This window comes from Microbacterium sp. zg-Y1090, assembly GCF_030246945.1.
GTDB lineage: Bacteria > Actinomycetota > Actinomycetes > Actinomycetales > Microbacteriaceae > Microbacterium > Microbacterium wangruii.
In genome coordinates, this window is sequence record NZ_CP126742.1 from 545229 (window position 1) to 569001 (window position 23773).

At 70.8% G+C, this 23773-nt stretch carries 25 protein-coding genes; 11 read left to right on the top strand and 14 right to left on the bottom strand.

Going from position 1 to position 23773, the window contains the following annotated elements; genetic code table 11:
- The first annotated feature begins 24 nt into the window (after positions 1-24).
- The gene (locus tag QNO26_RS02410; protein ID WP_257526211.1) at positions 25-1818 is read left to right on the top strand and encodes a DUF2207 domain-containing protein; all 1794 of its coding nucleotides are present in this window, start codon (positions 25-27) and stop codon (positions 1816-1818) included.
- 32 nt (positions 1819-1850) lie between these two features.
- Here QNO26_RS02410 and QNO26_RS02415 read toward each other — a convergent pair whose 3' ends face one another.
- Positions 1851-2654 carry an ABC transporter permease gene (locus QNO26_RS02415; protein WP_257526210.1) on the bottom strand — a complete coding sequence of 268 codons (804 nt, stop codon included), beginning with the start codon at positions 2652-2654 and terminating at the stop codon, positions 1851-1853.
- Positions 2651-3694: an ATP-binding cassette domain-containing protein gene (locus tag QNO26_RS02420; RefSeq protein WP_257526209.1), complete on the bottom strand. Its 1044-nt coding sequence runs from the start codon at positions 3692-3694 to the stop codon at positions 2651-2653. Before QNO26_RS02420 ends, QNO26_RS02415 begins: the two co-directional genes overlap by 4 nt.
- Before the next feature lie 62 nt (positions 3695-3756).
- Here QNO26_RS02420 and QNO26_RS02425 point away from each other — a divergent pair, with 62 nt between their 5' ends.
- Positions 3757-4740, top strand: coding sequence for a helix-turn-helix transcriptional regulator (locus tag QNO26_RS02425; protein WP_257526208.1), 984 nt, complete (start codon positions 3757-3759; stop codon positions 4738-4740).
- Positions 4741-4790: 50 nt separating this feature from the next.
- Here QNO26_RS02425 and QNO26_RS02430 read toward each other — a convergent pair whose 3' ends face one another.
- Positions 4791-6107 carry an HNH endonuclease signature motif containing protein gene (locus QNO26_RS02430; protein ID WP_257526207.1) on the bottom strand — a complete coding sequence of 439 codons (1317 nt, stop codon included), beginning with the start codon at positions 6105-6107 and terminating at the stop codon, positions 4791-4793.
- 387 nt (positions 6108-6494) lie between these two features.
- Here QNO26_RS02430 and QNO26_RS02435 point away from each other — a divergent pair, with 387 nt between their 5' ends.
- From QNO26_RS02435 to QNO26_RS02455, 5 genes are all read left to right on the top strand, one after another.
- Positions 6495-6704: a hypothetical protein gene (locus tag QNO26_RS02435; RefSeq protein WP_257526206.1), complete on the top strand. Its 210-nt coding sequence runs from the start codon at positions 6495-6497 to the stop codon at positions 6702-6704.
- A 223-nt stretch (positions 6705-6927) separates the two neighbouring features.
- Entirely contained in the window at positions 6928-7392 is a 465-nt protein-coding gene (locus QNO26_RS02440) for a MarR family winged helix-turn-helix transcriptional regulator (RefSeq protein WP_285181718.1), read from the top strand.
- A 46-nt stretch (positions 7393-7438) separates the two neighbouring features.
- On the top strand, positions 7439-7861 hold the full coding sequence (locus QNO26_RS02445; RefSeq protein ID WP_257526205.1) for an organic hydroperoxide resistance protein: 423 nt from the start codon (positions 7439-7441) through the stop codon (positions 7859-7861).
- 181 nt (positions 7862-8042) lie between these two features.
- The gene (locus tag QNO26_RS02450; RefSeq protein WP_257526204.1) at positions 8043-8324 is read left to right on the top strand and encodes a GlsB/YeaQ/YmgE family stress response membrane protein; all 282 of its coding nucleotides are present in this window, start codon (positions 8043-8045) and stop codon (positions 8322-8324) included.
- 223 nt (positions 8325-8547) lie between these two features.
- Complete coding sequence (locus tag QNO26_RS02455) at positions 8548-9786, top strand: MFS transporter (protein WP_257526203.1); 1239 nt, start codon at positions 8548-8550, stop codon at positions 9784-9786.
- Positions 9787-9889: 103 nt separating this feature from the next.
- Here QNO26_RS02455 and QNO26_RS02460 read toward each other — a convergent pair whose 3' ends face one another.
- The 4 genes from QNO26_RS02460 to QNO26_RS02475 all read right to left on the bottom strand — a co-directional run bounded on the left by QNO26_RS02460 (position 9890) and on the right by QNO26_RS02475 (position 13403).
- Positions 9890-10984, bottom strand: coding sequence for an ABC transporter ATP-binding protein (locus tag QNO26_RS02460; RefSeq protein WP_257526202.1), 1095 nt, complete (start codon positions 10982-10984; stop codon positions 9890-9892).
- A gap of 66 nt (positions 10985-11050) precedes the next feature.
- Entirely contained in the window at positions 11051-11632 is a 582-nt protein-coding gene (locus tag QNO26_RS02465) for an NADPH-dependent FMN reductase (RefSeq protein ID WP_257526201.1), read from the bottom strand.
- Positions 11629-12327 (bottom strand): NADPH-dependent F420 reductase, encoded by a 699-nt coding sequence (locus QNO26_RS02470; RefSeq protein WP_257526200.1) that lies wholly within the window; start codon positions 12325-12327, stop codon positions 11629-11631. The genes QNO26_RS02465 and QNO26_RS02470 overlap by 4 nt, the downstream gene beginning before the upstream one ends.
- Entirely contained in the window at positions 12324-13403 is a 1080-nt protein-coding gene (locus QNO26_RS02475) for an LLM class flavin-dependent oxidoreductase (protein WP_257526199.1), read from the bottom strand. The genes QNO26_RS02470 and QNO26_RS02475 overlap by 4 nt, the downstream gene beginning before the upstream one ends.
- A 110-nt stretch (positions 13404-13513) precedes the next feature.
- Between QNO26_RS02475 and QNO26_RS02480 the strand changes: the two genes are divergently transcribed.
- A complete protein-coding gene (locus tag QNO26_RS02480) occupies positions 13514-13987 on the top strand; it encodes a MarR family winged helix-turn-helix transcriptional regulator (RefSeq protein WP_257526198.1) in 474 nt (157 codons plus the stop codon).
- A 46-nt stretch (positions 13988-14033) separates the two neighbouring features.
- On the opposite strand, the gene QNO26_RS02485 is transcribed toward QNO26_RS02480, so the two are convergent.
- Both QNO26_RS02485 and QNO26_RS02490 read right to left on the bottom strand, forming a co-directional pair.
- A complete protein-coding gene (locus tag QNO26_RS02485; RefSeq protein ID WP_257526196.1) occupies positions 14034-15761 on the bottom strand; it encodes an acyl-CoA dehydrogenase family protein in 1728 nt (575 codons plus the stop codon).
- A gap of 104 nt (positions 15762-15865) precedes the next feature.
- Complete coding sequence (locus QNO26_RS02490) at positions 15866-16537, bottom strand: LuxR C-terminal-related transcriptional regulator (protein WP_257526195.1); 672 nt, start codon at positions 16535-16537, stop codon at positions 15866-15868.
- A gap of 144 nt (positions 16538-16681) precedes the next feature.
- Here QNO26_RS02490 and QNO26_RS02495 point away from each other — a divergent pair, with 144 nt between their 5' ends.
- Both QNO26_RS02495 and glsA read left to right on the top strand, forming a co-directional pair.
- Positions 16682-16966, top strand: coding sequence for a GlsB/YeaQ/YmgE family stress response membrane protein (locus QNO26_RS02495; RefSeq protein ID WP_257526194.1), 285 nt, complete (start codon positions 16682-16684; stop codon positions 16964-16966).
- A gap of 101 nt (positions 16967-17067) precedes the next feature.
- Complete coding sequence (glsA, locus tag QNO26_RS02500) at positions 17068-18012, top strand: glutaminase A (protein WP_257526192.1); 945 nt, start codon at positions 17068-17070, stop codon at positions 18010-18012.
- A 36-nt stretch (positions 18013-18048) separates the two neighbouring features.
- On the opposite strand, the gene chrA is transcribed toward glsA, so the two are convergent.
- Positions 18049-19293, bottom strand: coding sequence for a chromate efflux transporter (gene chrA / locus QNO26_RS02505; protein WP_257526191.1), 1245 nt, complete (start codon positions 19291-19293; stop codon positions 18049-18051).
- Between the two features lie 120 nt (positions 19294-19413).
- On the opposite strand from chrA, the gene QNO26_RS02510 reads away from it, so the two are divergent.
- On the top strand, positions 19414-20268 hold the full coding sequence (locus QNO26_RS02510) for a DUF72 domain-containing protein (protein WP_257526190.1): 855 nt from the start codon (positions 19414-19416) through the stop codon (positions 20266-20268).
- A 24-nt stretch (positions 20269-20292) separates the two neighbouring features.
- Here QNO26_RS02510 and QNO26_RS02515 read toward each other — a convergent pair whose 3' ends face one another.
- The 4 genes from QNO26_RS02515 to QNO26_RS02530 form a co-directional block, all read right to left on the bottom strand.
- Positions 20293-21774, bottom strand: coding sequence for a lipase maturation factor family protein (locus QNO26_RS02515; protein WP_257526189.1), 1482 nt, complete (start codon positions 21772-21774; stop codon positions 20293-20295).
- 71 nt (positions 21775-21845) lie between these two features.
- Positions 21846-22247, bottom strand: coding sequence for an arsenate reductase ArsC (locus tag QNO26_RS02520; protein ID WP_257526188.1), 402 nt, complete (start codon positions 22245-22247; stop codon positions 21846-21848).
- Positions 22244-23344, bottom strand: a complete 1101-nt coding sequence (gene arsB / locus QNO26_RS02525) for an ACR3 family arsenite efflux transporter (RefSeq protein ID WP_257526187.1) — start codon at positions 23342-23344, stop codon at positions 22244-22246. The genes QNO26_RS02520 and arsB overlap by 4 nt, the downstream gene beginning before the upstream one ends.
- A complete protein-coding gene (locus QNO26_RS02530) occupies positions 23341-23685 on the bottom strand; it encodes an ArsR/SmtB family transcription factor (RefSeq protein ID WP_257526186.1) in 345 nt (114 codons plus the stop codon). The genes arsB and QNO26_RS02530 overlap by 4 nt, the downstream gene beginning before the upstream one ends.
- Between the last annotated feature and the right edge of the window lie 88 nt (positions 23686-23773).

The following is a 23773-nucleotide window of genomic DNA, read 5'->3' on the forward strand; positions in this document are numbered from 1 at the left end:
CGTGCACGCCCCTAGGCTGAGCGCATGGTGCAGGTGCTCAGAAGGATCGCTCTGACGTTCGCCCTGATGCTTCTCGGACTCGCCGCGTCCGCGGGCGCGCTCGGCCCGGTCGCGACCGATGTGGACGACTTCACGTTCGACAGCCTCGACGCCGACTACACCCTCACGCGCGCCGAGGACGGCACGAGCCGGCTGCGCGTGGTCGAGACGTTCGTTGCGGTCTTCCCCGACGCCGACCAGAACCGCGGCATCCGCCGGCTGCTGCCGACGTCGTACAACGGGCAGCCCCTGCACCCGCAGCTGGTGTCGGTCACCGATGAGAACGGCGCCGCGCGTCCGGTGGAGACCGAGGACGACGGCGACGCGTTCTCGATCACCTCGCGGTCGGACTCGTACCTGCGGGGGGAACAGACCTTCGTGATCACCTACGACCTCGAGAACGTCACCTGGACGTTCGAGGGCGGCGGGCAGGAGTTCTACTGGGACGTCAACGGCGTCGACTGGGCGCAGCCCTTCGGCGAGGTGACGGCGCGGGTGCACATCGACGCCGCGCTCGCCGCCGACCTCACGGGGCGGCAGGCCTGCTACGCCGGGGAGCAGGACACGACCGACCCCTGCCCGATCACCGCGACCGAGGAGCCCGACGGCGCGGTGACCGTGGCGGCGGAGGCAGTGGGCCTCGGGCCGCACGAGACGATGACGATCGCCGTCGGGTTCGCGCCCGACACGTTCGTGCTGTTCGACTCGTCGTACCTGGCGTCGGGATGGGGCTGGGCGCAGTCGGCGTCGGCTCTCGTGCTGGCAGGGGCCGTGGGCGGCGCGGTGTGGACGCGGCGCCGGTTCCTGCGCGACGCCCCCGGCCGGTCGACGATCATCGCGGAGTACACGCCGCCGCCGGGGGTGGATGCGCTCGAGAGCGCAGTCATGCTCGGCAAGACCTCGAAGGCGATCCCGGCGGAGGTGCTCGAGCAGGCCATCGTGGGGTCGATCCGCATTGTGGAGGGATCGAAGCGGGTCTTCGGCGGCACACGGCTGCAGGTGGAACTGATCGACCCGTCGCGGGCCGACCGCGATGGCCGCATGCTGCTCGACGGGCTCTTCGGCAAGGGCGCGCAACCGGGGGCGATCTACGAGTTCGGCAAGCAGGACACACGGCTGTCGCGCGTGGCGTCGAAGATCCTCAAGGAGGCCGGCGAGGAGCTCGAGAGCCGCGGCGTGCGCCGCTCGGTTCCGGCGCGCGTGCGCACCTGGCCAGCGGTCGCTCTATTCGTCGCGACCGTGCTGGTGATCGTGTTCGGTGGCCTGGCCCTGTCGGCATCCGTCAACGAGGCGGTGCCGCTGGTGCTGATGGTGGCGTCGGGCATCGCGCTGGCCGTCGGCCTCGGGATGGTGTTCCACCGGCCGCTGACGGATGCCGGCGCTGAACTGCGCGACCACCTGGCGGGGCTGAAGGTCTTCATCGACTGGGCGGAGAAGGACCGCATCCGCATGCTGCAGTCGCCGCAGGGCGCCGAGCGGCGGCCGGTGGACGTGAACGACCCGCGGCAGATGATCCACCTGTACGAGACGCTGCTGCCGTACGCGGTCGTCTTCGGCCAGGAGAAGAAGTGGGCCGACGAGCTCATGGTCTACTACGGCGACGCGGGGTACACCCCGAGCTGGTACTACGGCGCCGCCGCGTTCAACGCCGCCGCGTTCTCCTCGAGCATCGCGTCGCTGTCGAGCGCGGCGATGTCGTCGTCGTCGACCACCGGCGGATCCACGGGTGGCGGATCCGCCGGCGGTGGCGGCGGTGGCGGAGGCGGCGGCGGGGTCTGACGCTCACCGCGGCCGCGGTGGGCGTGTGGCAGTCAGCTGCTGCGGCGCATCGCGCGGATGCCGACGGCGAGCCCGACCGCCGCGAGCGCCAGGGCGGCGACCCACCCCCACATCACCGGGGTGCTGCCGATGTCACCCGCGAGCAGTGCCCGCTCGGCCTGCACGACCCCGCTGATCGGGTTCACGGCGGCGACGGCGCGCATCCATCCCGGCGCTGCCTCGAGGGGCAGCAGCATGCCCGACAGGATCAGCAGCGGGAAGATGAGCGTCTGCTGCACGCCCCAGAAGAGCCATTCGCGGTCGCGCGTCGCGAGCGCCAGCGCATACGACAGCGACCCCAGCCCGACGCCGAACACCGCGAGCAGCGCGAGCCCGACCATGAGCCCGAGCGGGTGGATCGAGAAGCCGAACGGCCAGGCGATCAGCACGATGAGAAGGGCCTGCACGAGGATCGGCACGACCTCTTTGAGGGCGCGGCCGACGAGCAGCGACGAGCGCACCAGCGGGGCGACGAGCGTGCGCTCGTGCGAGCCGGTCATCATCTCGTACTGCAGGTTCGAGCCCGTGGCGCCCGTGCCGAACAGCACGATCATCACCAGCACCCCGGGCACGAACCACTGGAGCGTCTCGGATGCCGGCGCGCCGGACGTGCCGATCAGCAGCGGCGCGAACAGCCCGAGGAAGACCAGCGGCTGCACGAGGCTGAAGATGAGGGTGAACGGGTCGCGCACCACAGGGCGCATTTCGCGCGTGAGCACGTGCCAGGTGTCGCGCGCGGCGTGAGGGCGCACGGACGTGTCGCGGCGGGCGACGTCGGGGCGGGCGGTGGCGGTCATCGGGCGACTCCTGTCGGCTGGGCAGCGGCGGGTGCCGCGTCGGTCGTGTCGATCTCGGCTGCTGCCGCGCCCTCGCCGGCGTCGCGCAGGGTGCGTCCGGTCAGCGCCAGGAACACGTCGTCGAGGGTGGGCGGCACGCCGGTGGCACGGGTGACGGCGATGCCGGCCTCGTCCAGCGCGCGGATCGCGGCCGGCAGCAGCCGGTCGCCGTCGGGCACGGTGAGGGTGAGGGATGCCGCGTCCTCGCGCCGGACATCGCTCTCGGTGAGGCGGCGGACCACGGGAAGTGCGGCATCCGCGTCTGCCGGATGATCGAAGCCGAGCGTGAGCAGGTCGCCGGCGAGTTCCGCTTTCATGCGGGCGGCGGTGTCGTCGGCGATCACGCGGCCGCGGTCCATCACCATCACCCGCTCGGCGTACCGATCGGCTTCCTCGAGGTAGTGCGTGGTGAGGAACACCGTCGTGCCGTGCGTGGCACGCAGATCGAGGATGTGCTGCCACAGGTTCGCCCGGCTCTGGGGGTCGAGGCCGGTGGAGGGTTCGTCGAGGAACAGCAGCGGCGGTGCGTGCATGAGGCCGAGCGCGATGTCGAGGCGCCGCTTCTGGCCGCCCGACAGCTGCTGGACCGCCCGTGTCGCGAACGGCGCGAGGTCGAGCGATTCGATGAGCTCGTCGGCGCGCGTGACGGAGGCGGCGCGCGAGAGCCCGTAGAAGGCGCCCTGGCTCAGCAGCTCGTCGCGCACACGCTGCGAGAAGCTGCCGCTGGTGAGCTGCCCGACGTAGCCGATGCGGGCGCGCACGCCCGCAGGGTCGCGCAGCACGTCGTGCCCGACGACGCGCGCCGTGCCGTCGGTGGGAGGCAGCAGAGTCGTGAGCATGCGCAGGCTCGTGGACTTGCCGGCGCCGTTGGGACCGAGGAAGGCGACCAGCTCGCCGGCGGCGACCTGGAAGGTGAGATCGGTGACCGCTTCGACGGTCTTCTTCTTGACGGTGAAGCGCTTGGTGAGTCCCCGCGCTTCGAGGATGGGTTCGTTCGACATGCGCCGACCGTACGCACTATCGCGGACACATCAGGTCCGCATCGTGCGGCAGACTCTCGATCATGTCCGACACCACCTCTCGTGCTCTGACACTGCTGAACCTGCTCCAGACCCATCGGCACTGGCCCGGGTCGGAACTCGCCCAGCGCCTCGGCGTGACCGAGCGGACGGTGCGCCGCGATGTCGAGCGGCTGCGGGAGCTCGGCTACCGCATCGAGTCGTCGCCGGGCGCGGCCGGCGGATACCGGCTCGAGGCGGGGAGCGCGGTGCCGCCGCTGCTGCTCAACGATGACGAGGCCGTCGCGATGGCGATCGGCCTGCGCATCGCCGCGACGCAGCGCTTGATCGGTGGTGCCGAGACGGCGCTGACAGCGCTGGCCAAGCTCGAGCAGGTGCTCCCTGCGGCGCTGCGGCGGCGGGTCATGGCGCTCGCGGACACCGTGCATCCCGTCCGCGTCGGCGGGGGAGAGGCGGCCTCGACGGCGGTGCTCGGTGAGCTCGCGCTCGCGTGCCGCGACTCCGAGCGGGTGCGCTTCAGCTACACGTCGGCGGCGGGGGAGATGACGCGCCGTCGGGTCGAGCCGCACTACCTGGCTCCCGCCGACCGGCACTGGTACCTGCTGTGCTGGGATCTGGAGCGCGACGACTGGCGCACCTTCCGTGTGGACCGGCTGTCGGATGTGGAGCACACGCGCGTGCTGTTCGAGCCGCGCCCGCTCACCCCGGAGGAGGTCGACGAGTTCATCACGGTCGCCCGATCGTGGGTGCGTCAGCCGGTGGAGACGGACGTCGTGATGGACCTGCCGCTGGACACCATGCGCGCGTCGTTCGGGCAGTGGGGTCAGGGGGCGACCGCGGAGGATGCCGACCGCACGCGGTGGCCCGTCGGCGGCGCGGACTGGCGCGAGACGATGTATGGCATGTCGTGGATCCCCGACGGCGTGCCGTTCACCACAGATCTCGCCGAACCCCACCGCGCCGAGATGCGTGAGGCCCTCGTACGGATGCTGGCTGCCCTCGACGCCCCACCGCCGCCGCGCGCCTGACCGGCGTCATCGCGGGTTGGTCGTCGGGCCGAGCGAGGAGGGGTCACGGTTCAGAACGGTGGCGGTGCGCCGCTCTGCGTCGCGGCGTGGAACTCAAGAGCGCGCTGCGGGACGTCCGAATACACGCGGCCCGTCGGACTGGTCCACATGAGAACCCCATCGGGCCTCTGGCGCACGGACCACGCGGTGTGGTGCTTGAGGGTGTGATGCCGTTTGCAGAGATGGGCGAGGTTGCACGCCTGGGTGGGTCCGCCGTGGGCGAAGTCGATCGTGTGATCGATGTCGCAGACCCACACGGCCGCACGGCACCCGGGGAAGCGGCAGTGCTCGTCGCGGCCGCGCAGCAGCCGCCGCTGGGCGCGGGACGGCCGGTACCGGTCGGCATCCTGAACATTGCCGGTCGCGGGGTCGATGAACAGCCGGTCCCACCCCGCAGCGGTGGAGGCATAGTGTCGGGCGGAACGTGCGTCGATGGGGCCATGGCTCTGGAGGGCCGCGGGGGCATCCGCTCCGGTGAGGGCCGCAACCGGTACGGTCACCTGGATGCGTGCCACGATCGCGTCGGTCTCGCAGATCGCGCCGTCGGATTCCGCGGCACTGGCGTGGCCGGTCAGCAGCAGGTCGCTGAAGGCGTCTGCGCGACGCTGGTCCATCGTGCGGGCCGGCAGCGCGCCCGAGTCATGCTCGTCGGCGTCGCCGTCGCCGTCGCCGACGTTCGACTGATCGACGAGAATGCGCGCGTACTGCGTGAGGCGATCCCGGATGCCGTGCGCCAGCGGCGCCGGGAGCAGCGCCACCACTTCTGCCATGCCGTCCTCGAGGTCCCGCACCCAGACGCGCCGTCCGGCGGCCGCCGTCGCGTGGCGCTCAGTGGAGGGAACGGGGTCGATGCGATGGGCGAGCATCGTGATGATCGGCTTGGCGCGCCCGGCGGTCTCCCGCTCTGCGACCGCGAGCGCCGCCTGCTCAAAGAGCGCTCGTGCGTCCGGGTCGGCGATGCGAGTTCCCACGTCACCGATCACCCGCAGATGCGCGATGTCGATGCGGCCATCCTGCAGCGACTGCACGGTGCTCGGGAACTGCCGCAGCATGGTGGTCGCCTCGTGGATGCGGTTCTGCATGCCGCGGTCCGATCGCCGCAGCGCCGCAGCGAGCTCCGCGGCGATCGATCGCAAGGGCATCTCCCGCTCGCGCTGAGCGCTGATCGGGATGCGGGCGGTCTGCTCGGCCGCGATCGCGCCGGCTCGTCCGAGCAGCGACAGCTGTCGGGCCTGCAAAGCCGCGATCTGCCGGTCGGTGTCGAGCATCTCCGCCACGACGTCGGACGCCGCGAGCGCGGCATCCGATGCGACGGGGGAGGTGTTCATGCCGCTATTCTCGCGCCAACCTCCGACATTGATCCCGGGGAAAGCCCAGGTCACACAAGGTTGTGAAAAGTCGGCATCCGCTCTCGTTGGGGAGGAGACGCATCGCCGTGGGCAAAAGTAAGGGCCGATCGGAGAGGCGTCCGACCGGCCCTTGTCCCTTTGCACCAAGAGTGTCCTGCAATCACATGCCGGTAGCTGCCACAGCAAAACAACTACCGTGCGAGCACTCTATAACGGAAAGATAACGAGGCACAAGCGTTTTCCGTTACCTTTTCGTGACCGCCTTTGGGGGCCGTTTTTCGACGGCCGGTCGCAACGTCGCCGGCTCGGATCAGGCTCGTCCGACCGGGGGCAGCGTCTCGCGCCGGGATGCGGCATGCTCGACGGATGGCAGGCGCACCGAACGGCTTCGAGTTCACGGTGAGGGGCGACCGTGTGGAGATCCGCCACCATGGACGGCTGGCGGCGACGCTGCGCAAGGCCTCTGCGATGAAGTTCCTCGACGATGTCGAGCGGGACGATCCGCAGCAGGTGATGGCGCGCATCACGGGGAACTACAAGCGCGGGAACGAACGGGCCGGCACGCACCGGCCGTGACGCCCGGTGGCGAGCGGAAGAGGGCGTGGACTGAGCCCTGAGTTCTGCGAGGTGTTCGACGACGGGCAACTCAGGCGGCAACGCGTTGCGTTGATCCGGTGAGCGCCGCGAAAAACCCCGGCTGGGTGCGAAAGTGGGCCGGCAGAGCCGATGGCGTCGCACGTCGTGCGTCGATTCTGCGAGATGCATTGCGCACAACTCAATCCCGTGCGATGCTTCCCCGATGACCGAGCCGCAGCACACGGACGAGCGCGCCATCGACGGGATGCTGTGCTTCTCGCTGTATGCCGCCAGCCGTGCGACGACGCAGGTGTACCGCCGGCTGCTGAAGCCGTCGGGGCTGACCTACCCGCAGTACCTCGTGCTGCTCGAGCTCTGGGAGCATGAGCCGCTCACCGTCAGCGACCTCGGTCGCGACCTGGCGCTGGATTCCGGCACGCTGTCGCCGCTGCTGTCCCGCCTCGAGAACCTCGGCCACGTCGCCCGCACCCGGTCGACGGCCGATGCGCGGGTGGTCACGATCGCCCTCACCGCATCCGGCCGCGCGCTGCGCGCAGAGCTCGCCCACGTGCCGGGCGAGGTCTTCCGCTGCATGGCGGTGTCGCCGGCCACCGCGCGGGCCATGCTCGCAAACCTCCGTGCCTATACCGACGCCGTGGAGGCGTCGAACATCGCGGCATCCGTCTGACCGACCCCATTTCCGCCACCGGAACACACACCCAGGAAGGTTCACCATGGAAACCATCTACACCGCCGAGGCCCTCGCCACGGGAGAAGGCCGCAACGGCCACGTGGTCACGGCCGACGGGATGCTCGACGTCGACGTGCGCGTGCCGAAGGAGATGGGCGGCGCGGGAGGCGCCCTCAACCCGGAGCTGCTGTTCGCCGCGGGCTACGCGGCGTGCTTCCACAGTGCCCTGCTGAGCGTCGCCCGCCGCGAGAAGGTCGCCCTGCACGACACGAGCGTCGGTGCGCGCGTGGGTATCGGCTCGAACGGCGAGGGTGGCTTCGGTCTGGCCGTCGAGCTCGAGGTCGTCATCCCCGACCTGCCCGCCGAGCAGGCTCAGGCGCTGGCGGATGCCGCGCATCTGGTCTGCCCCTACTCCAACGCCACGCGGGGGAACATCGACGTCGTCGTGCGGGTCGTCGAGGACTGAGCCGGCGGTTCTCTCGGTCGTGACCGGCCCTGTCGGGGCGGAAAGGTAGTCCCTGATGCGCCCGAGGGGCAAGGGGAACCACGGTATTGGTCACGAAAGCTCAGGTGCCGCTTAGCTGTACCGGTCACTACAGGCGCCGCGCACACCGGCCGGCGCCCTCCCGACGAAAGAGAGAAAACCCATGCTCTGGACCATCCTCGGACTCCTGCTCGTCGGCCTCATCGCCGGCTTCATCGCTCGCGCCATCATCCCCGGCAAGCAGAGCATGAGCATCGTGATGACCATCGTCCTCGGTGTCGTGGGCTCCTTCGTGGGAGGCTTCCTCGGCTTCCTGCTCTTCGGAGCCGACCCCGAAGGCGGCTTCCTGCAGCCCGCCGGCATCATCGGCTCCATCCTCGGCGCGATCCTCGTGCTCGCGATCTACGTCTTCGCCACGCGCCGCAGCGGCGTTCGCACCCGCTGATCGGCTGAGGGCTGCGGAGAGTCGTACTCGACCGCTGAGACTGCCCGACGGGGGCTGCGCGACATGGCGCAGCCCCCGTCGTCGTTCTCGCCGCCCGGCCGGTGAGCCCGCGCCCCGCCGTCGCCGCGCAACCGTTCCGGTGCGTGTGTACTCTCGGAGCGTGCGCCGCGGTCACCCGAACCGCCGCGCTTTCTGCTCCCCGTGAAAGGCCCATCGGCACGCCGTGTACTCCCTGCTCCTCACGATCATCTACGTCGCCTTCGTCAGCCTCGGCCTGCCCGACTCGCTCATCGGCGCCGGCTGGCCGGTGATGCACCGGGACCTCGGTGTGCCGCTGTCCCTCGCCGGCATCATCACGATGGTGATCGCGGGCGGCACGATCCTGTCGAGCCTGGCCTCCGAGCGGGTCACGCGACGCTTCGGCGCCGGACTCGTCACGGCCGTCAGCGTGGGGATGACCGCCGCCGCCCTCGTCGGCTTCTCCTTCTCGGACTCGTTCTGGATGCTGTGCCTCTGGGCCATCCCCTACGGGCTCGGCGCCGGTGCGGTGGATGCAGCGCTCAACAACTACGTGGCGCTGCACTACGCGGCGCGGCACATGAACTGGCTGCACAGCTTCTGGGGCCTCGGCGCCTCGATCAGCCCGTTCATCATGAGCTTCGCGCTCACCTCGGGCATGGGCTGGTCCAGCGCCTATCTCATCGTCGGCCTCATCCAGGTGGCGCTCACCTTCGTACTGCTGGTGAGCCTGCCGCTGTGGGGCAGGGTGAACGCGGTCGTGCCGCCGGGGAGCAGCACCGAACGCGACGACGTTCACCCGGATGCCGTTGACGCGCCCGGCCACGGACGCACCCACGTCCCGCTCGCCCAGGCCCTGCGCATCCCCGGCGTCGCGCTGATCCTGACGGCGTTCTTCGCCTACTGCGCGCTGGAGTCGACCGCGCTCCTGTGGGCGTCCACGTGGCTCGTCACCGACCGCGACGTCCCCGAGGCCACCGCCGCGGCCTTCGCCTCACTGTTCCTCCTCGGCATCACCGGCGGACGCTTCCTCGCGGGATTCTTCGCCGACCGTCTGGGGGACCGGGCGCTCATCCGAGGCGGATTCGCCACGGTCGGTCTCGGCGCCGTGCTGCTCGCGCTGCCTCTCGAGACCGACGCGGTCGCCCTCGCCGGCCTCGTGCTCACCGGCCTCGGCGCCGCGCCGATCTATCCCGCCATCATCCACTCGACCCCGGTCAACTTCGGACGGCGCAACTCGCAGGCCATCATCGGCATCCAGATGGCGGCCGCCTACACCGGCTCGACCTTCGCACCGCCGCTGTTCGGCCTGCTCTCGGCGTGGTTCGGCCTGTGGCTGTTCCCGCTGTTCATCGGCATCCTCGCGATCATGGGCGTCGTCATGTCGGAGCGACTCAACCGGCTCATCGACCGACGCAGGCGCGTCGGGCGGCCCGCGGGCTGATCCCCGGTCCGTCCGCTGCGCAGGACCCGCGCCGTGCGGCGTGTGACTTCCCGTTCACCTGATCCCCGCCGTCGCACCGCGCGCACGCCCGCGACGCAGCGGCTCACTCCGCGACGCCGGCGTTCAGCCGCTCTCCGCTGTCGACGTCGAAGACGTGGATGCGCCCGGGCTTCGGGGTGGCCGAGACCGTGTCCCCGACGGCCGGGTGGACCCGGCCATCGACCCGGGCGATGATCGGGATGCGCTCGCCGTCGATGTCGGCGTGTCCGTAGAGGTATCCGTCGGCGCCGAGTTCTTCGACGAGGTCCACGGTGATGGCCAACCCTGCGTCGGAAGCGCTCCCGATGGCGATGTCCTCCGGTCGGACGCCGATGGTGACGCGAGGTCCGGCGGACGCGGCGACGTCGCGCTCGATCGGAACGGTGGCGCTGCCGAACCGCATGCCGTCCTCGGTCACGTGCGTGGAGAACAGGTTCATCGCGGGGGAGCCGATGAAGCCGGCGACGAACACGTTGACGGGGTGCTCGTACAGATCGCGCGGTGTGCCCAGCTGCTGCAGTGCACCGTCGGCCAGCACGGCGATGCGGTCGCCCATGGTCAGCGCTTCCACCTGATCGTGCGTGACATAGACGGTGGTGACGCCCAGGCGTCGCTGCAGTGAGGAGATCTGCGTACGGGTCTGCACGCGGAGCTTGGCGTCGAGGTTCGACAGCGGCTCGTCCATGAGGAAGACCTGGGGCTGGCGCACGATGGCACGACCCATCGCGACACGCTGACGCTGCCCGCCCGAGAGGGCCTTCGGCTTGCGGGTCAGGTACTCCTCGAGGTCGAGCAGCTTGGCGGCCTCGAGCACGCGGGCGGCGCGCTCTTGCGTGCCGACGCCGGCGATCTTCAGGGCGAAGCCCATGTTCTCGGCGACGGTCATGTGCGGGTACAGCGCGTAGTTCTGGAACACCATCGCGATGTCGCGGTCCTTCGGCGGGACGTCGGTGACGTCGCGGTCGCCGATCAGGATGCGGCCCGCGTTCACCTCTTCGAGGCCGGCCAGCATGCGCAGCGAGGTGGACTTGCCGGAGCCCGACGGCCCGACCAGCACCAGGAACTCGCCGTCGGCGATGTCGAGATCCAGCTTGTCGACCGCGGGGCGACGCACGCCGGAATACGCGCGCGTCGCCTGGTCGAAGGTCACTGTCGCCATTGTCTCTTTCCTTTCGCCGGCGGTACGCGCCGGTAGATCCGTGGTGAGGGAGTTGCGGGGCCGAGGTCAGGCGGCCGCGTCGGCACGTTGCGGCTGCCGCACGTCGTGGAGGGCTTCGGACCAGGCGACGAGCTGGTCGAACAGGATGCCGAGGTGGGCGGACTGCTGGGGCCCGGGGGTGAAAGTGGCGAAGTTCTCGAACTCGGTCATGAGGGAGAGGGTCAGGGTCTGGCGCACGGTGGCGACTTGGAGCTCGGCGAGCACGAGCCGCAGGTGCTCGATCGCGCGTGCTCCGCCGACCCCGCCGTATCCCACGAGCGCGGCCGCCTTGTTGTTCCACTCGCTGTACAGGTAGTCGATCGCGTTCTTGAGCACGCCGGATGTGGAGTGGTTGTACTCGGGCGTGACGAAGATGTACCCATCGAACTGGGCGATCTTCTCGGACCACCGCCGCGTGTGGTCGTTGCTGTACTGACCCGACATCGCCGACATCGGCTCATCGAGGTGGGGGAGCACGTAGTCGGCGAGGTCGACGAGCTCGAAGTCGGCGTCGTCGCGCGGGGCGGCCTGCGCGAGCACCCAGTCCGCGACCTGCTTTCCGTTGCGGCCGGGACGGGTGCTTCCGAGGATGATGGCGATCTTGGTCATTGCTGCACTGCTCCTTCTGTGTGTCGTTCGTGTTCATCGATCAGCAGACGCAGGTCCGCCGCCGGGAGATGGGCGCCGAAGGCCGGATGGCCCGGCTGCAGCACGACGCCCGCAGCGAGGGGACCGACGATGACGGGGTCGAACCCGAGGGCGTCGACGAAGTCCGCCACGCGCGCGAGGTCGGTGGCGCGGTCTCCCGCGATCGCGATCGCTTTGCGGCCCATCGCGCCGGTGGGTCGTGCCTCTTCCTCGAGGTCGTGGTAGCCCATGTGGTTCAGCGCCTTCACGACGCGCGAGTCCGCAAGGAAGCCCTGGACGATCTCGCTCGTGGAAGTGCGCGGGTCGTCCAGGTCGTCGCGGATGCCGTCGGTCTCCCACCAGTAGTTCATCGCGTCGACGACGAGCTTGCCGTCCAGTTGCGTGAGGGGGAGGCGGCGGTGCTGGCCCAGAGGCAGGGCGAGCACGACGATGTCCGCCTCGCCCGCCGCCTGTTCTGCACGCACAGCGGTCGCCCCGGGTGCGAGCACGTCGATCGTGAGAGCGATCCGCTCGCGATCCCCGGAACCGGCGACCAGGACGCGGTAGCCAGCGGCCAGGGCGAGGCGCGCGAGAACCGTGCCCACTTTGCCGGCACCGAGGATGCCGACGGTCGTCGTGCTGCGGCTGGTGATGTCCATGTGGTCGTTCTCCTTCACCGCCGGAACGCTGCACCGGTCATCGCCCGACGGCCAGGGGCCTCGGCGAGCATCTCGCGGACCATCGGGATCACCTTCGTGCCGTACAGCTCGACGGCACGGAGGCGGGCACTCGCGGCGAGGGCCCCGCCGGCGGCGTAGGTGAGATCGAACCGACCGACGTCGAGCGTCGAGATGGCATCCGCCATCTTGCGGGCGACGGTCTCGGGCGAACCGACGTACAGCGAGCCCCGCCCGACGTCGGCCTCGAACTGCGACCGCTGCACGGGCGCCCAGCCGCGCAGCGCCCCGATGCGGTCGTGCATGACCTTGTAGCCCGGGTAGAAGAGCTCCTTGGCTTCGGCATCCGTCTCGGCGATGAATCCGGGGGAGTGCATGCCCACGGGGTAGGCGGTCGTACCGAGCTGCTCCGTCGCCCGTCGATACAGGTCGACATACGGCGCGAAGCGAACGGGTGGGCCGCCGATGATGCCGAGCATGAGCCGGAATCCGTAGTGAGCCGTGCGCAGCACCGACTGAGGGGTGCCGCCGACCCCGACCCACGTGCGCAGCCGGCCGGAGTCGGTCTTCGGGAAGACGTCGGCTTCGTGCAGGGGCGCGCGCGTCGTTCCTTCCCACGTGACCGGCTTCTCGTCGAGGAGCGCATGGAAGAGGTTGATCTTCTCGTCGAACAGCACCTCGTAATCCGAGAGGTCGTAGCCGAAGAGCGGGAAGGACTCGGTGAAGGATCCGCGGCCCAGGATGACCTCGGCGCGCCCGTTCGAGAGAGCGTCGACGGTGGCGAAGCGCTGGAACACCCTCACCGGGTCATCGGAGGACAAGACGGTGACGCCGGAACCCAGTCGGATCCGTTCGGTCGCGGTGGCGATGCCCGCCAGCACGGTCTCGGGCGACGAGATCGCGTACTCGGGCCGGTGGTGCTCGCCGACGGTCATGGCATCGATGCCGATGTCGTCGGCGAGCACGGCCTCGGCCAGGGTGGCGCGGATCGCTTCCGCGTAGGAGACGACGGCACCACGGTCGTTGCGTGGCAGATCGCCGAAGGTGTCGATGCCGAACTCCAGCTCGGTCGTCATGGTCCCATCCCTCCCGTCGCCGGTCCCTCCGGATTGACGTGTCAACGCCCCAACCGTAGGATTGACGTATCAATTCCCGGGGAGGCGGAATGGGCGAGAAGCACCGGTCGATGCCCACACCGGAGCAGCTGCGCATATGGCGGGAGTACATCGAGACGGCAGAGGCGCTGCGCACGCGCCTCGCGAACCGACTGCAGACCGACTCGGGCCTGTCAGCGGGCGACTACCAGGTGCTGATCGCTCTCACGGAGGCCCCGGAACACACGCTCCGCTCGTCGGAGCTCGCGACGGTGATCGGGTGGGAGCGCAGTCGCCTGTCGCATCATCTGGGACGGATGGAGAAGCGGCAGCTCATCGGCAGGGCGCCCTGCGCCGACGACGTGCACGGGGTGGACGTGACGGCGACGACGCACGGCCGCGAGGCGTTCCGCGCGGCATCCGTCCCGCACCTTCGCGCCGTGCGGGAGCTGTTCCTCGACGCGCTCACCCCCGAGATGCTCGCCCATGTCGACGAGATCGCCACCGCTCTGAGCCGGCACCTCGCGCCGGGTGCGGTGTCAGGGGTTCCCGTGGCGAGCCGATGATCCCCCTCATCAGAGGGTGATGAGCAGCCCGCCGAGCGCGTCGCGGTCAGCCGATCTCGCCGCCGGCGACCGTTTCGGCGAGCGCGTGCACGCGGGGGAGGTGGTGGGCGCCGTAGAAGTCCGCCGACGTCAGGCGAGCGGCATCCGCTTCGGACGGGACCCCGCGCCCGAGCACCGCGACGGCGGCGAGGGCGTGCATCCAGCCGCCCGAAAGCGTGCCCAGCAGCATCAGGTAGGGCACGCTGACGGCGTACGCGTCGCGCGGCGACCCGGCGAACCCGAGCAGGTCGTCGGTCGCGCGGCGGGATGCCGCGAGAGCCCGTTCGAGCCGGTCGGCGGTGCGGGCGGCGACGGGGTGGTCGAAGCCGCGCAGGCGTGCCACGGTCTCGTCGATCCGGCCGAACAGCTCCGACACGGTCGCGCCGCCGTCGCGCAGCACCTTGCGGCCGACGAGGTCGTTGGACTGGATCGCCGTGGTGCCCTCGTAGATCGTGGTGATGCGCACGTCGCGGTAGTGCTGCGCCGCGCCGGTCTCCTCGATGAAGCCCATGCCGCCCTGCACCTGGATGGCATCGCTCGTGACGGTGATGGCATCCTCGGTCGTCCAGCCCTTGAGGATCGGCACGAAGAACTCGGCCAGCTTCACCAGGGAGCCGTCGGTGTCGGCACGATCGAGCAGGTCGCCGACATAGACGCCGAGCGCGCGCATCGCGAAGATCTTGCTCGACATCGACAGCAGCAGGCGGCGCACATCGGGGTGCTCGGCGATCGGCGTGCCGGCCGGGCGCTCCAGCACGCCGCCCTGCAGGCGGTCCGCCGCATACGCCGCGGCCTGCTGATAGGCACGGTCGGCGATGCCCGTCGCCTGGAAGCCCATGCCCGCGCGGGCGGAGTTCATCATGACGAACATGCCCGCCAGGCCCCCGCCGACCTCGCCGACGAGGTAGCCGGTGGCGTCCTCATAGGCGAGCACGCAGGTCGGGCTGCCGTGGATGCCGAGCTTGTGCTCGATCGCGACGGTGGTGATGGTGTTGCGGTCGCCGAGCGACCCGTCGTCGTTCACGAGCACCTTGGGGGCGACGAACAGCGAGAGTCCCTTCGCGCCGTCGGGGGCGCCGGGGGTGCGGGCGAGCACCAGGTGCACGATGTTCTCCGCGACGTCGTGGTCGCCCCAGGTGATGAAGATCTTCTGGCCGCGGATCGCCCAGCTGCCGTCGCCCTGCGGCGTGGCCATCGTGCGGATCGCGCCGAGGTCCGTGCCGGCATCGGGCTCGGTGAGGTTCATCGTGCCGGTCCACTCGCCCGAGACGAGCTTCGACAGGTACGTCTCGCGGATCTCATCGGATGCCGCAGCGTCGAGGGCGTGCACCTGGCCTGCCGTCAGCAGCCAGCAGAGGGCGAACGCCGCGTTCGAGGCGTTCCAGATCTCGCCGAGTCCTGCGCGCACGGCGCCGGGGAGGCCGTCGCCGCCGGCGGAGACGGGAGCCTCGGCCGTGACCCAGCCCGCCTCGACGAACGCGCGGTACGCCGCGGCGAACCCGTCGGGCAGACGCACCTGGCCGTCTTCGAGGCGCGCGCCGACGCGGTCGCCGATGGCCTCGAGCGGCGCGATGACCGAGGCGGCGAACTCGCCTGCGCCCGCGATGATGTCCGTCGCGTCTTCCGCGGTGAGCTCACCGGCTGTGGCGCGCGCGACGAGGTCCTGACCGAAGGCGTCGGTGAAGAGGAACGCATAGTCCTCGACGGGCGGCGTGTATGCGGACGCGTCAGCCATGACGTACTCCTGTGCTCGAGAAAGTGGTACTGAGGCTCAGTCTACGCGGGACCCGGTGCCACGAGGCGTGCGGCGAAGCGGGCCCACGGGCGCGGCGGCGGGCGTCACGGCCCGCCCATCCAGTGCTCGATGCGATGGGTGTCGGGGGTGAATCCATGGCGCACGCCCCACAGCACCGCCTGGGTGCGGCTGGACGCGCCGATCTTCCGGTAGACCGATCGGATGTAGGACTTCACCGTGTTCGGGCTGAGGTAGGTGAGACGGGCGACCTCGGCGTTGCTCTTGCCCTGGGTGATGAGGGCGAGGATCTCCGACTCCCGATCGGTGATGCCCTCCAGCCGGCCCGGCCACTCGAGACCCGGCGCGCTCGGGGCCCGGCGACCCTGCTCGCTGATCACGACCTCACCGGAGTGGACCGCCTCGATCGCGTCGACCAGCTGGGCCGCGGTCAAGGTCTTCGAGAGATACCCGTGCACCCCTTGCCGTCGAGCCGACGCGATGAGCTCCGGGTGGAAGTTCCACGTGTACATCACCACGCGCCGGGCACGCGGGTTCTTGATGAGCTCGGAGATCTCCTGGTGGTCGGACTCAGGCTGCGCGAAGGAGTCGTACAGCACGACGTCCACCTGGTCGCTCACGCCCTGGTTCGCGTCGATCTCCGCGATCACGACGCGGTCGCGGTGGTCGTCGAACAGATGCGCCAGCCCCTTCAGCACCACGTCGTAATCGTCGACGAGGGCGACCGTGATGGGGGACGGGTTCGAGCGCGAGGACACGTCCTGAGCTTTTCACCCCCAGGGGTGTGCCGCCACACCCTGAGGGGTGGTCGACTGAACGTGTTGTCGCGCACTGCGGCATCCCGAGCACCGAACGGTGCCCGACCCGACACGTCTCCGGGCGTTTCAACAAGAGGAGCAATCATGCTCGGTCTCATCATCAGCATCATCGTGATCGGCCTCATCGCCGGTTTCATCGCCCGCGCCGTCGTGCCGGGCAAGCAGGACATGAGCCTGCTCATGACCATCGTCCTCGGGATCGTCGGCTCGTTCGTCGGCGGCTTCCTCGGCTTCCTGCTCTTCGGGCAGGACGCGGCCGACGGCTTCTTCCAGCCGGCCGGCATCATCGGCTCCATCCTCGGTGCGATCGTCGCGCTGCTCGTGTACGTGATGGTCACGGGCCGCAGCACCACGCGCCGTCGCTCCTGACGTGACGCCCGCGCGTGCAGGTCGCCCGTGAACCGCGTGAAGCGCCCCGAGTCCCTGAGGACGCGGGGCGCTTCGGCGTTCGGCCGTGTCAGGGTGGGGGCATGAGCCGTCATCGCGACCCCCGCAGCTACGACCTCGACCGCTTGCGCGCGGAGATGCTGGATCACGACGGCGGAGAGGTGAATGACAGCATCCCGCAGCTCGCCTCGGCCGACCCGACCTTCTGCGCCATCGCCATGGCGCTGCCGGACGGCACGGTGCGCTCCACCGCGCAGGCCGATGTGGCCTTCAGTGTGCAGTCCGCCGTCAAGCCGTTCCTCTTCGCGCTGGCGCTGCTCGACACCGACGGGCAGGCGCTGGAGCGGATCGGCATCGAGCCCACCGGCGAGGCGTTCGACGCGATCAAGCTCGAAAGCGACACCGGCCGGCCCCCGAACCCGATGGTCAACGCGGGGGCGCTGCTGACGGCGAGCATCGTCGACGGCGATGATGTGGCGGCACGCGACGCCCGCATCCTCACCGGCCTGTCGGCCTTCGCCGGGCGCCCGCTCGAGGTCGACGAGGAGGTGGCCCGCGACGAGCATCTGCTGGGCGACAGGAACCACGCCCTCGCCCATCTGATGCGCGCAGAGGGCACGCTGCGGGTGAGCGCCGACGACGCCGTCGCCGTGTACGCGCGCGCCTGCGCCGTGCTGGTGGATGCCGAGGTGCTCGCGGTGATGGGAGCGACGCTCGCCTTCGGCGGGCGCAACCCCCTCACCGGCGAGCAGGTCGTGCCGCCGGAGGTGGCCAGGGACGTCGTGTCGGTGATGGCCACCTGCGGCGTCTACGACGGCTCCGGTCGCTGGATGCGCTCGGTGGGCGTGCCCGCGAAGTCGAGCGTGTCGGGCGCGATCGTGATGTCCGCGCCGCAGCGGCTCGGCGCGGCGGTGATCAGCCCTCCGCTGGATGAGTACGGCACGAGTGTGCGGGGGCATGCGGCGAGCAAGCGGCTGAGCGACGAACTGGGGCTGCACGTCTTCGGCTCGGCCCCCGGCGTCGACTGAACGGGGTCGCGAGCGGCGGACGGAAGCCGTCCCGCGCTACACCAGCGTGATCAGCAGCCCGCCCACCGCGCCCACGAGGACGACCGCCCACGGCGGCATCCGCCAGGCGACGAGCAGCACGAAGCAGACCGCAGCCAGCGCGAACGACGGCGCATCGACGACCGCCGTGACGAACACCGGGTCGTAGAGCGCGGCGGCGAGGATGCCGAGGACCGCCGCGTTCGCGCCGCGCAGGAGGGCGCGGGCAGCGGGTCGGGTGCGCACGGCGCTCCAGAACGGCAGCACCCCCACCATCACCAGCATGCCGGGGAGGAAGACGGCCACGAGGGCGACGGCCGCGCCGAGCAGCCCTGCGGCGCCCGGTGCCGACAGGGCGCCGAGATACGCCGCGAACGTGAACAGCGGACCCGGCACGGCCTGCGCGGCGCCGTACCCGGCGAGGAACTGCTCAGGGCTGACCCAGCCGGCGGCGACCACTTCGGCCTGCAGCAGGGGCAGCATCACGTGGCCGCCGCCGAAGACGAGCGCACCGGCGCGGTAGAACCCGTCGGCGATGTCCGCCAGGCGCGTGCCGGCGGCCGCAGCGACCATCGGCAGGATCATCAGCAGCGCGGCGAACGTCCCCAGCGCGATGGCGCCCGCGCGCCGGGACACCGCCACGACCAGCGCGTCACCCCCGCCGCCGACGGCAGCGCCGCCGAGGTCGCCGGCATCCGGTTCGCGGCACAGCAGCAGCCCGGCCAGCGCGCCGAGCGCGATGGCGGCGACCTGCCCGAGCGAGCCGGCGGCGAGCAGTGCGACGACCACGGCGACGACCGCGATCGAGCCGCGCCGGGCATCGGGCGCCAGCGTGCGCGCCATGCCCCACACGGCCTGGGCGACGATGGCGACGGCGACGATCTTGAGCCCGGTCACGATGCCGTCGCCGACGGGGCTGTCCAGCGCTGCGGCGGCGTAGGCGAACCCCACCAGGAGCATCGCTGACGGCAGCGTGAACGCGAGCCAGGCGACGACGGCGCCCAGGGGGCCCGCCCGCAGCAGTCCCAGCGCGAACCCCACCTGGCTCGACGCCGGCCCGGGCAGGAACTGTGCGAGCGCGACCAGCTCGCCGTACCGGCTGTCGTCCAGCCACCGCCGGCGGGTCACGAGCTCGTCGCGGAAGTAGCCCAGGTGGGCGGTCGGCCCGCCGAACGACGTGAGCCCCAGACGCAGGAATGCCAGGAACACCTCGCCGACGCTCCCGCGTGCGGGCGCCGCGGCCGGTGCCGGCTCTCGGGTCACGTTCGCCTCCCGGAGACCATTCAAGCGGATGCCGCGGGCAGGGTGCGCCCTGTCGTGCCGGGCATGCGTGCGCCCCCGGGTCCGCCTTCCTAGGATGGGCGGTCAGCGGAGGGAGCGGCGATGGCCGGGCGGGTGCGGGTGGGGATCTCAGGGTGGCGCTACCCGAGCTGGCGCGGCGACTTCTACCCGCGCGGTCTCGCTCAGGCGCGGGAGCTGCAGTACGTCGGCGAGACCATGTCGACATTGGAGCTGAACGGGTCGTTCTACTCGCTCCAGCGCCCGAGCAGCTACCGCAGATGGCGTGAGGCCGTCCCCGCCGGATTCGTGTTCGCGGTCAAGGGCTCCCGCTACATCACCCACATGCTGCGGCTGCGCGGGATCGAGGTGGCGCTGGCGAACTTCTTCGCCTCGGGCGTGCTGGCACTCGGCGCTCAGCTGGGGCCGGTGCTGTGGCAGCTGCCGGAGCGGGAGGAGTTCGACCCCGACGTGCTCGAGGCGTTCCTGGCATCGCTGCCGCGCACGACCGGCGCAGCCCTCGAGATCGCCCGCCGCCACGACGCGCGCCTGGACGGGCGGGCCTGGCTCGAGATCGAGCGCGACGCCCCGATCCGGTACGCGCTGGAGCCCCGGTCGGCCACCTTCGAACATGCCGCCCTCGCGCCGCTGCTGCGCGCCCACGACGTCGCGCTCGTGGTGGCGGACACGGCGGGACGTTTCCCCGCGTTCGGCGAGGCGACGGCGTCGTTCGTCTACGTGCGCCTGCACGGCGCGGAGGACCTCTACACCAGCGGCTACACCGACACCCAGCTGGATGCCTGGGCCGCCCGCGTCCGCGACTGGCGCGACGGCACGACCTCCGGCGGCGACGGCAAGCCGCGCGACGTCTACGTCTACTTCGACAACGACGCCCGGGGTCACGCCCCGCACGACGCGGTCGCGCTCGCCCGCCGTCTCGGCGACGGCCCGGCGTCGTAGGCCCGTCGCCTCCCGGCATCCGCCTCAGCCCACGTCGCGCGCGCCGATCGGCCGCACGAGAACCCGGCGCCGGTCGCGCACCCACCGCACGCGGTCGCGGCGGAACTCCGCATGGGTGGCGAAGCGGTAGCGGTAGGACACCACACGCACCCAGCGGGGGCGGTCGCCCGCGAACGGGTCCACGCGCAGCAGCGCAAGCGTCGCGGCATCCGCCTCGAGCAGCCGCCCCAGCAGCGCCGCGAACCAGCCCTCGAGCGACCGCCCCAGCGGCAGGAACCACATGAGCCAGTCCAGCCGCAGGTGGTAGGGCGCCCACTGCCGGGGGATGCGGCGCACATCGCCGGGCTTTCCGCGGAACCCGTACTCCCGCCATGTCGCCGTTTCGGGGTCGGGGTCGGTCGTGCCCTCGATGATGTACTCGACGCGCTCGCGGGTGACCGTGCCGAACGCGCCGTAGGCGTTGGCCAGCTGCCAGCGGTTGAAGCTGGCGTTCATCAGCTGCCGCCGCGCGGCGAGGTTGCGCAGCGCCGGCCAGCTGATCACGACGTACAGCAGCCCCACACCGCTCGTGATCACGAGCCAGTACAGTGGCAGGCCGTCGACGACCCACGGCGGGTCGGATGCCGGCGGGGCGCCGGAGCCGGGCACCGACACCGCCGCGAAGCCCAGCACGATCGTCGCCCAGTTCAGCCAGGCGAAGTTGCCCGTGAGCACGAGCCACAGCTGGGTGACGATGACGATGCCACCGGCGACCGTGCCGACGATCGACGGGACGGGGCCGGGCACCCAGAGGCCGAGCAGGGGTGCGAACAGGAACCACGGCACCACGAGCTGCGAGAAGTGGTTGCCCACCACTTCCAGACGGTGGAACCATCGCGGCAGCAGGTGTGCCTGCCGGCTGAGCGGCCCCGGCATCGGCTGCGTCTCGTGGTGGAACATCAGTGCCGTGAGGTCGCGCCACTCCCGCCCGCCGCGGATCTTGATCATGCCGGCGCCGAACTCCAGCCGGAACAGCAGCCACCACAGCAGCACGATCACCACGGTGGGCGGCGGCTGATCGTCCGACCCGAGGAAGGCCGCCACGAAGCCCGCCTCCAGCAGCAGCATCTCCCACCCGAACCCGTAGAAGGTCTGCCCGATGCTGACCACCGACATGTAGCCGAGCCACAGCAGCAGAAAGCACACCATCGGCACCCACGGCGGCCCGAGCTGGGGGGTGCCCGCGACGAGCGCCGCGCCCACGGTCATCCCCGCCACGCAGAGGGCGCGCAGGCGCCGGTCGCTGTAGCGCACGCGGCGGAAGAGCGTCGGCCCCACCATCCGCGCCCGGCGCGGTGAGGCCGTGGCCCACGCCAGCAGCTCCGGCGCGGGCAGCAGCCCCCGCTCGCCCAGCAGGGCGCGGAACTGGTGGAACGTCGACAGGAACGCCACGATGTACAGCGCCGCGATCCCGCGCTGCAGCACCTGCCGCGCCGCCTCGAAATCCACCGCCGCGAAGCCGTCCATGACGGAACGCTAGAGCCGCGCGGCGCCGAAGCGAAGGGGGTGGCGTGATCGGCGCGCGGGCCGACCGCGACTCAGAGCAGTTCGCCCACGAGCTGCTCGATGCGCGCGCGGATGTCGTCGCGGATGGGGCGGACGGCATCGATGCCCTGACCGGCGGGGTCGTCGAGCGTCCAATCCTCGTAGCGCTTGCCGGGGAAGATGGGGCACGCGTCGCCGCATCCCATCGTGATGACCACGTCGGATGCCTGCACGGCCTCGGTCGTGAGCACCTTGGGCTGCTCTGCGGTGATGTCGATGCCGATCTCGGCCATGGCGTCGACGGCGACGGGGTTGATCCGCTCCGCCGGCAGGGAGCCGGCCGAGCGCACCTCGATGCGGTCGCCGGCGATGTCGCGCAGGAATCCGGCGGCCATCTGGGAGCGGCCGGCATTGTGCACGCAGACGAACAGGACGGAGGGCTTGGCGGGGGTCATGGTGTCTCCGGTCGGGTGGCAGGGGGATCGGTGCGGAACCACGCGCGTGCCGCCCACAGCGACACGTAGACGAGACCGACGAGCACGGGCACCTCGATGAGCGGCCCGACCACGCCGGCCAGGGCTTGCCCGGAGGTGGCGCCGAAGGTGGCGATGGCGACGGCGATGGCCAGCTCGAAGTTGTTGCCCGCTGCGGTGAACGCCAGCGTCGCCGACCGCGCGTACCCGAGGCCGAGCGCCTTGCCGGTGAAGAGCCCGACGAACCACATCACGGCGAAGTAGACCAGCAGGGGCAGCGCGATGCGCCCCACATCCCAGGGGCGCGAGGTGACCTGTTCGCCCTGCAGGGCGAACAGCAGCGCGATCGTGAAGAGCAATCCATACAGCGCCCACGGCCCCACCCTCGGCAGGAAGCGCTCCTCGTACCAGGTGCGGCCACGGCGGCGCTCGCCGATGAAGCGGGAGGCGAAGCCGGCCAGCAGCGGGATGCCGAGGAAGATTGCGACGTTCAGGGCGATCTGCCCGATCGACACGTCCACCCCCTGGCTGTCGAGCCCGAGCCAGCCGGGGAGCACGGTGAGGTAGAACCAGCCCAGCAGCGAGAAGGCGACGACCTGGAAGACGGAGTTGATCGCCACGAGCACGGCGGCCGCCTCGCGGTCGCCGCAGGCCAGGTCGTTCCAGATCACGACCATCGCGATGCATCGCGCCAGCCCCACGATGATGAGCCCGGTGCGGTACTCCGGCAGGTCGGGCAGGAACACCCACGCCAGCGCGAACATGAGGGCGGGTCCGGCGACCCAGTTCAGCGCCAGGGAGGCGACCAGCAGCTTCGTGTCGCCGGCCACCGCGCCGACGCGGTCGTAGCGCACCTTCGCGAGAACCGGGTACATCATCACCAGCAGGCCGAGGGCGATGGGCACCGAGATGCCCCCGAGCTCGAGGCTCGCGAGCAGGGTGGACACCCCGGGGACGAACCGGCCGATCAGCAGCCCGGCGGCCATCGCCAGCGCGATCCACGCGGGCAGCCAGCGGTCCAGCGGCGACAGGCGCGGCCCAGCGGCCGTCGTCGGCCGGGCGGCGGTGGAGGCCCTCATGCGGACCGCAGGGCTGCCGCGGCCGACTCCAGTGCGTCGCCGGCCACCGCGAAGTACGCCCACTTCCCGCGCTGCTCGCGGGTCACCAGTCCGGCGTCGGCGAGCAGCTTCATGTGGTGGGAGACCGTGCCCTGGGAGAGCCCGATCGGATCGGTGAGATCGCAGATGCATGCCTCTCCGTCCGCGCCGGCGGCGATGAGCGACAGCAGCTTCACCCGCGCGGGGTCACCCAGCGCCTTGAACACCTTCGCCAGGCTCCGCGCCTCGTCGTCGCTCAAGGTCGAGGTGATGCGCGGACCGCAGCACGCGGCCCCGGCATCGATCGTCGCGGGAAGACTCATGCCCCGATCCTCTCACGTATCGACGTTCATCGATAGGTGAGAGGGGCTGCGGGTGCGGGGCGGGACGGCGTGCGCGACGCGGGAGGAT

What these genes read in the sequence shown, in the direction of transcription:
- QNO26_RS02410 (WP_257526211.1), top strand. Translation starts at nt 25, where the DNA reads ATGGTGCAGGTGCTCAGAAGGATCGCTCTGACGTTCGCCCTGATGCTT.
- QNO26_RS02415 (WP_257526210.1), bottom strand. Translation starts at nt 2,654, where the DNA reads ATGACCGCCACCGCCCGCCCCGACGTCGCCCGCCGCGACACGTCCGTG.
- QNO26_RS02420 (WP_257526209.1), bottom strand. Translation starts at nt 3,694, where the DNA reads ATGTCGAACGAACCCATCCTCGAAGCGCGGGGACTCACCAAGCGCTTC.
- QNO26_RS02425 (WP_257526208.1), top strand. Translation starts at nt 3,757, where the DNA reads ATGTCCGACACCACCTCTCGTGCTCTGACACTGCTGAACCTGCTCCAG.
- QNO26_RS02430 (WP_257526207.1), bottom strand. Translation starts at nt 6,107, where the DNA reads ATGAACACCTCCCCCGTCGCATCGGATGCCGCGCTCGCGGCGTCCGAC.
- QNO26_RS02435 (WP_257526206.1), top strand. Translation starts at nt 6,495, where the DNA reads ATGGCAGGCGCACCGAACGGCTTCGAGTTCACGGTGAGGGGCGACCGT.
- QNO26_RS02440 (WP_285181718.1), top strand. Translation starts at nt 6,928, where the DNA reads ATGACCGAGCCGCAGCACACGGACGAGCGCGCCATCGACGGGATGCTG.
- QNO26_RS02445 (WP_257526205.1), top strand. Translation starts at nt 7,439, where the DNA reads ATGGAAACCATCTACACCGCCGAGGCCCTCGCCACGGGAGAAGGCCGC.
- QNO26_RS02450 (WP_257526204.1), top strand. Translation starts at nt 8,043, where the DNA reads ATGCTCTGGACCATCCTCGGACTCCTGCTCGTCGGCCTCATCGCCGGC.
- QNO26_RS02460 (WP_257526202.1), bottom strand. Translation starts at nt 10,984, where the DNA reads ATGGCGACAGTGACCTTCGACCAGGCGACGCGCGCGTATTCCGGCGTG.
- QNO26_RS02465 (WP_257526201.1), bottom strand. Translation starts at nt 11,632, where the DNA reads ATGACCAAGATCGCCATCATCCTCGGAAGCACCCGTCCCGGCCGCAAC.
- QNO26_RS02475 (WP_257526199.1), bottom strand. Translation starts at nt 13,403, where the DNA reads ATGACGACCGAGCTGGAGTTCGGCATCGACACCTTCGGCGATCTGCCA.
- QNO26_RS02480 (WP_257526198.1), top strand. Translation starts at nt 13,514, where the DNA reads ATGCCCACACCGGAGCAGCTGCGCATATGGCGGGAGTACATCGAGACG.
- QNO26_RS02485 (WP_257526196.1), bottom strand. Translation starts at nt 15,761, where the DNA reads ATGGCTGACGCGTCCGCATACACGCCGCCCGTCGAGGACTATGCGTTC.
- QNO26_RS02495 (WP_257526194.1), top strand. Translation starts at nt 16,682, where the DNA reads ATGCTCGGTCTCATCATCAGCATCATCGTGATCGGCCTCATCGCCGGT.
- glsA (WP_257526192.1), top strand. Translation starts at nt 17,068, where the DNA reads ATGAGCCGTCATCGCGACCCCCGCAGCTACGACCTCGACCGCTTGCGC.
- QNO26_RS02510 (WP_257526190.1), top strand. Translation starts at nt 19,414, where the DNA reads ATGGCCGGGCGGGTGCGGGTGGGGATCTCAGGGTGGCGCTACCCGAGC.
- QNO26_RS02515 (WP_257526189.1), bottom strand. Translation starts at nt 21,774, where the DNA reads ATGGACGGCTTCGCGGCGGTGGATTTCGAGGCGGCGCGGCAGGTGCTG.
- QNO26_RS02520 (WP_257526188.1), bottom strand. Translation starts at nt 22,247, where the DNA reads ATGACCCCCGCCAAGCCCTCCGTCCTGTTCGTCTGCGTGCACAATGCC.
- arsB (WP_257526187.1), bottom strand. Translation starts at nt 23,344, where the DNA reads ATGAGGGCCTCCACCGCCGCCCGGCCGACGACGGCCGCTGGGCCGCGC.
- QNO26_RS02530 (WP_257526186.1), bottom strand. Translation starts at nt 23,685, where the DNA reads ATGAGTCTTCCCGCGACGATCGATGCCGGGGCCGCGTGCTGCGGTCCG.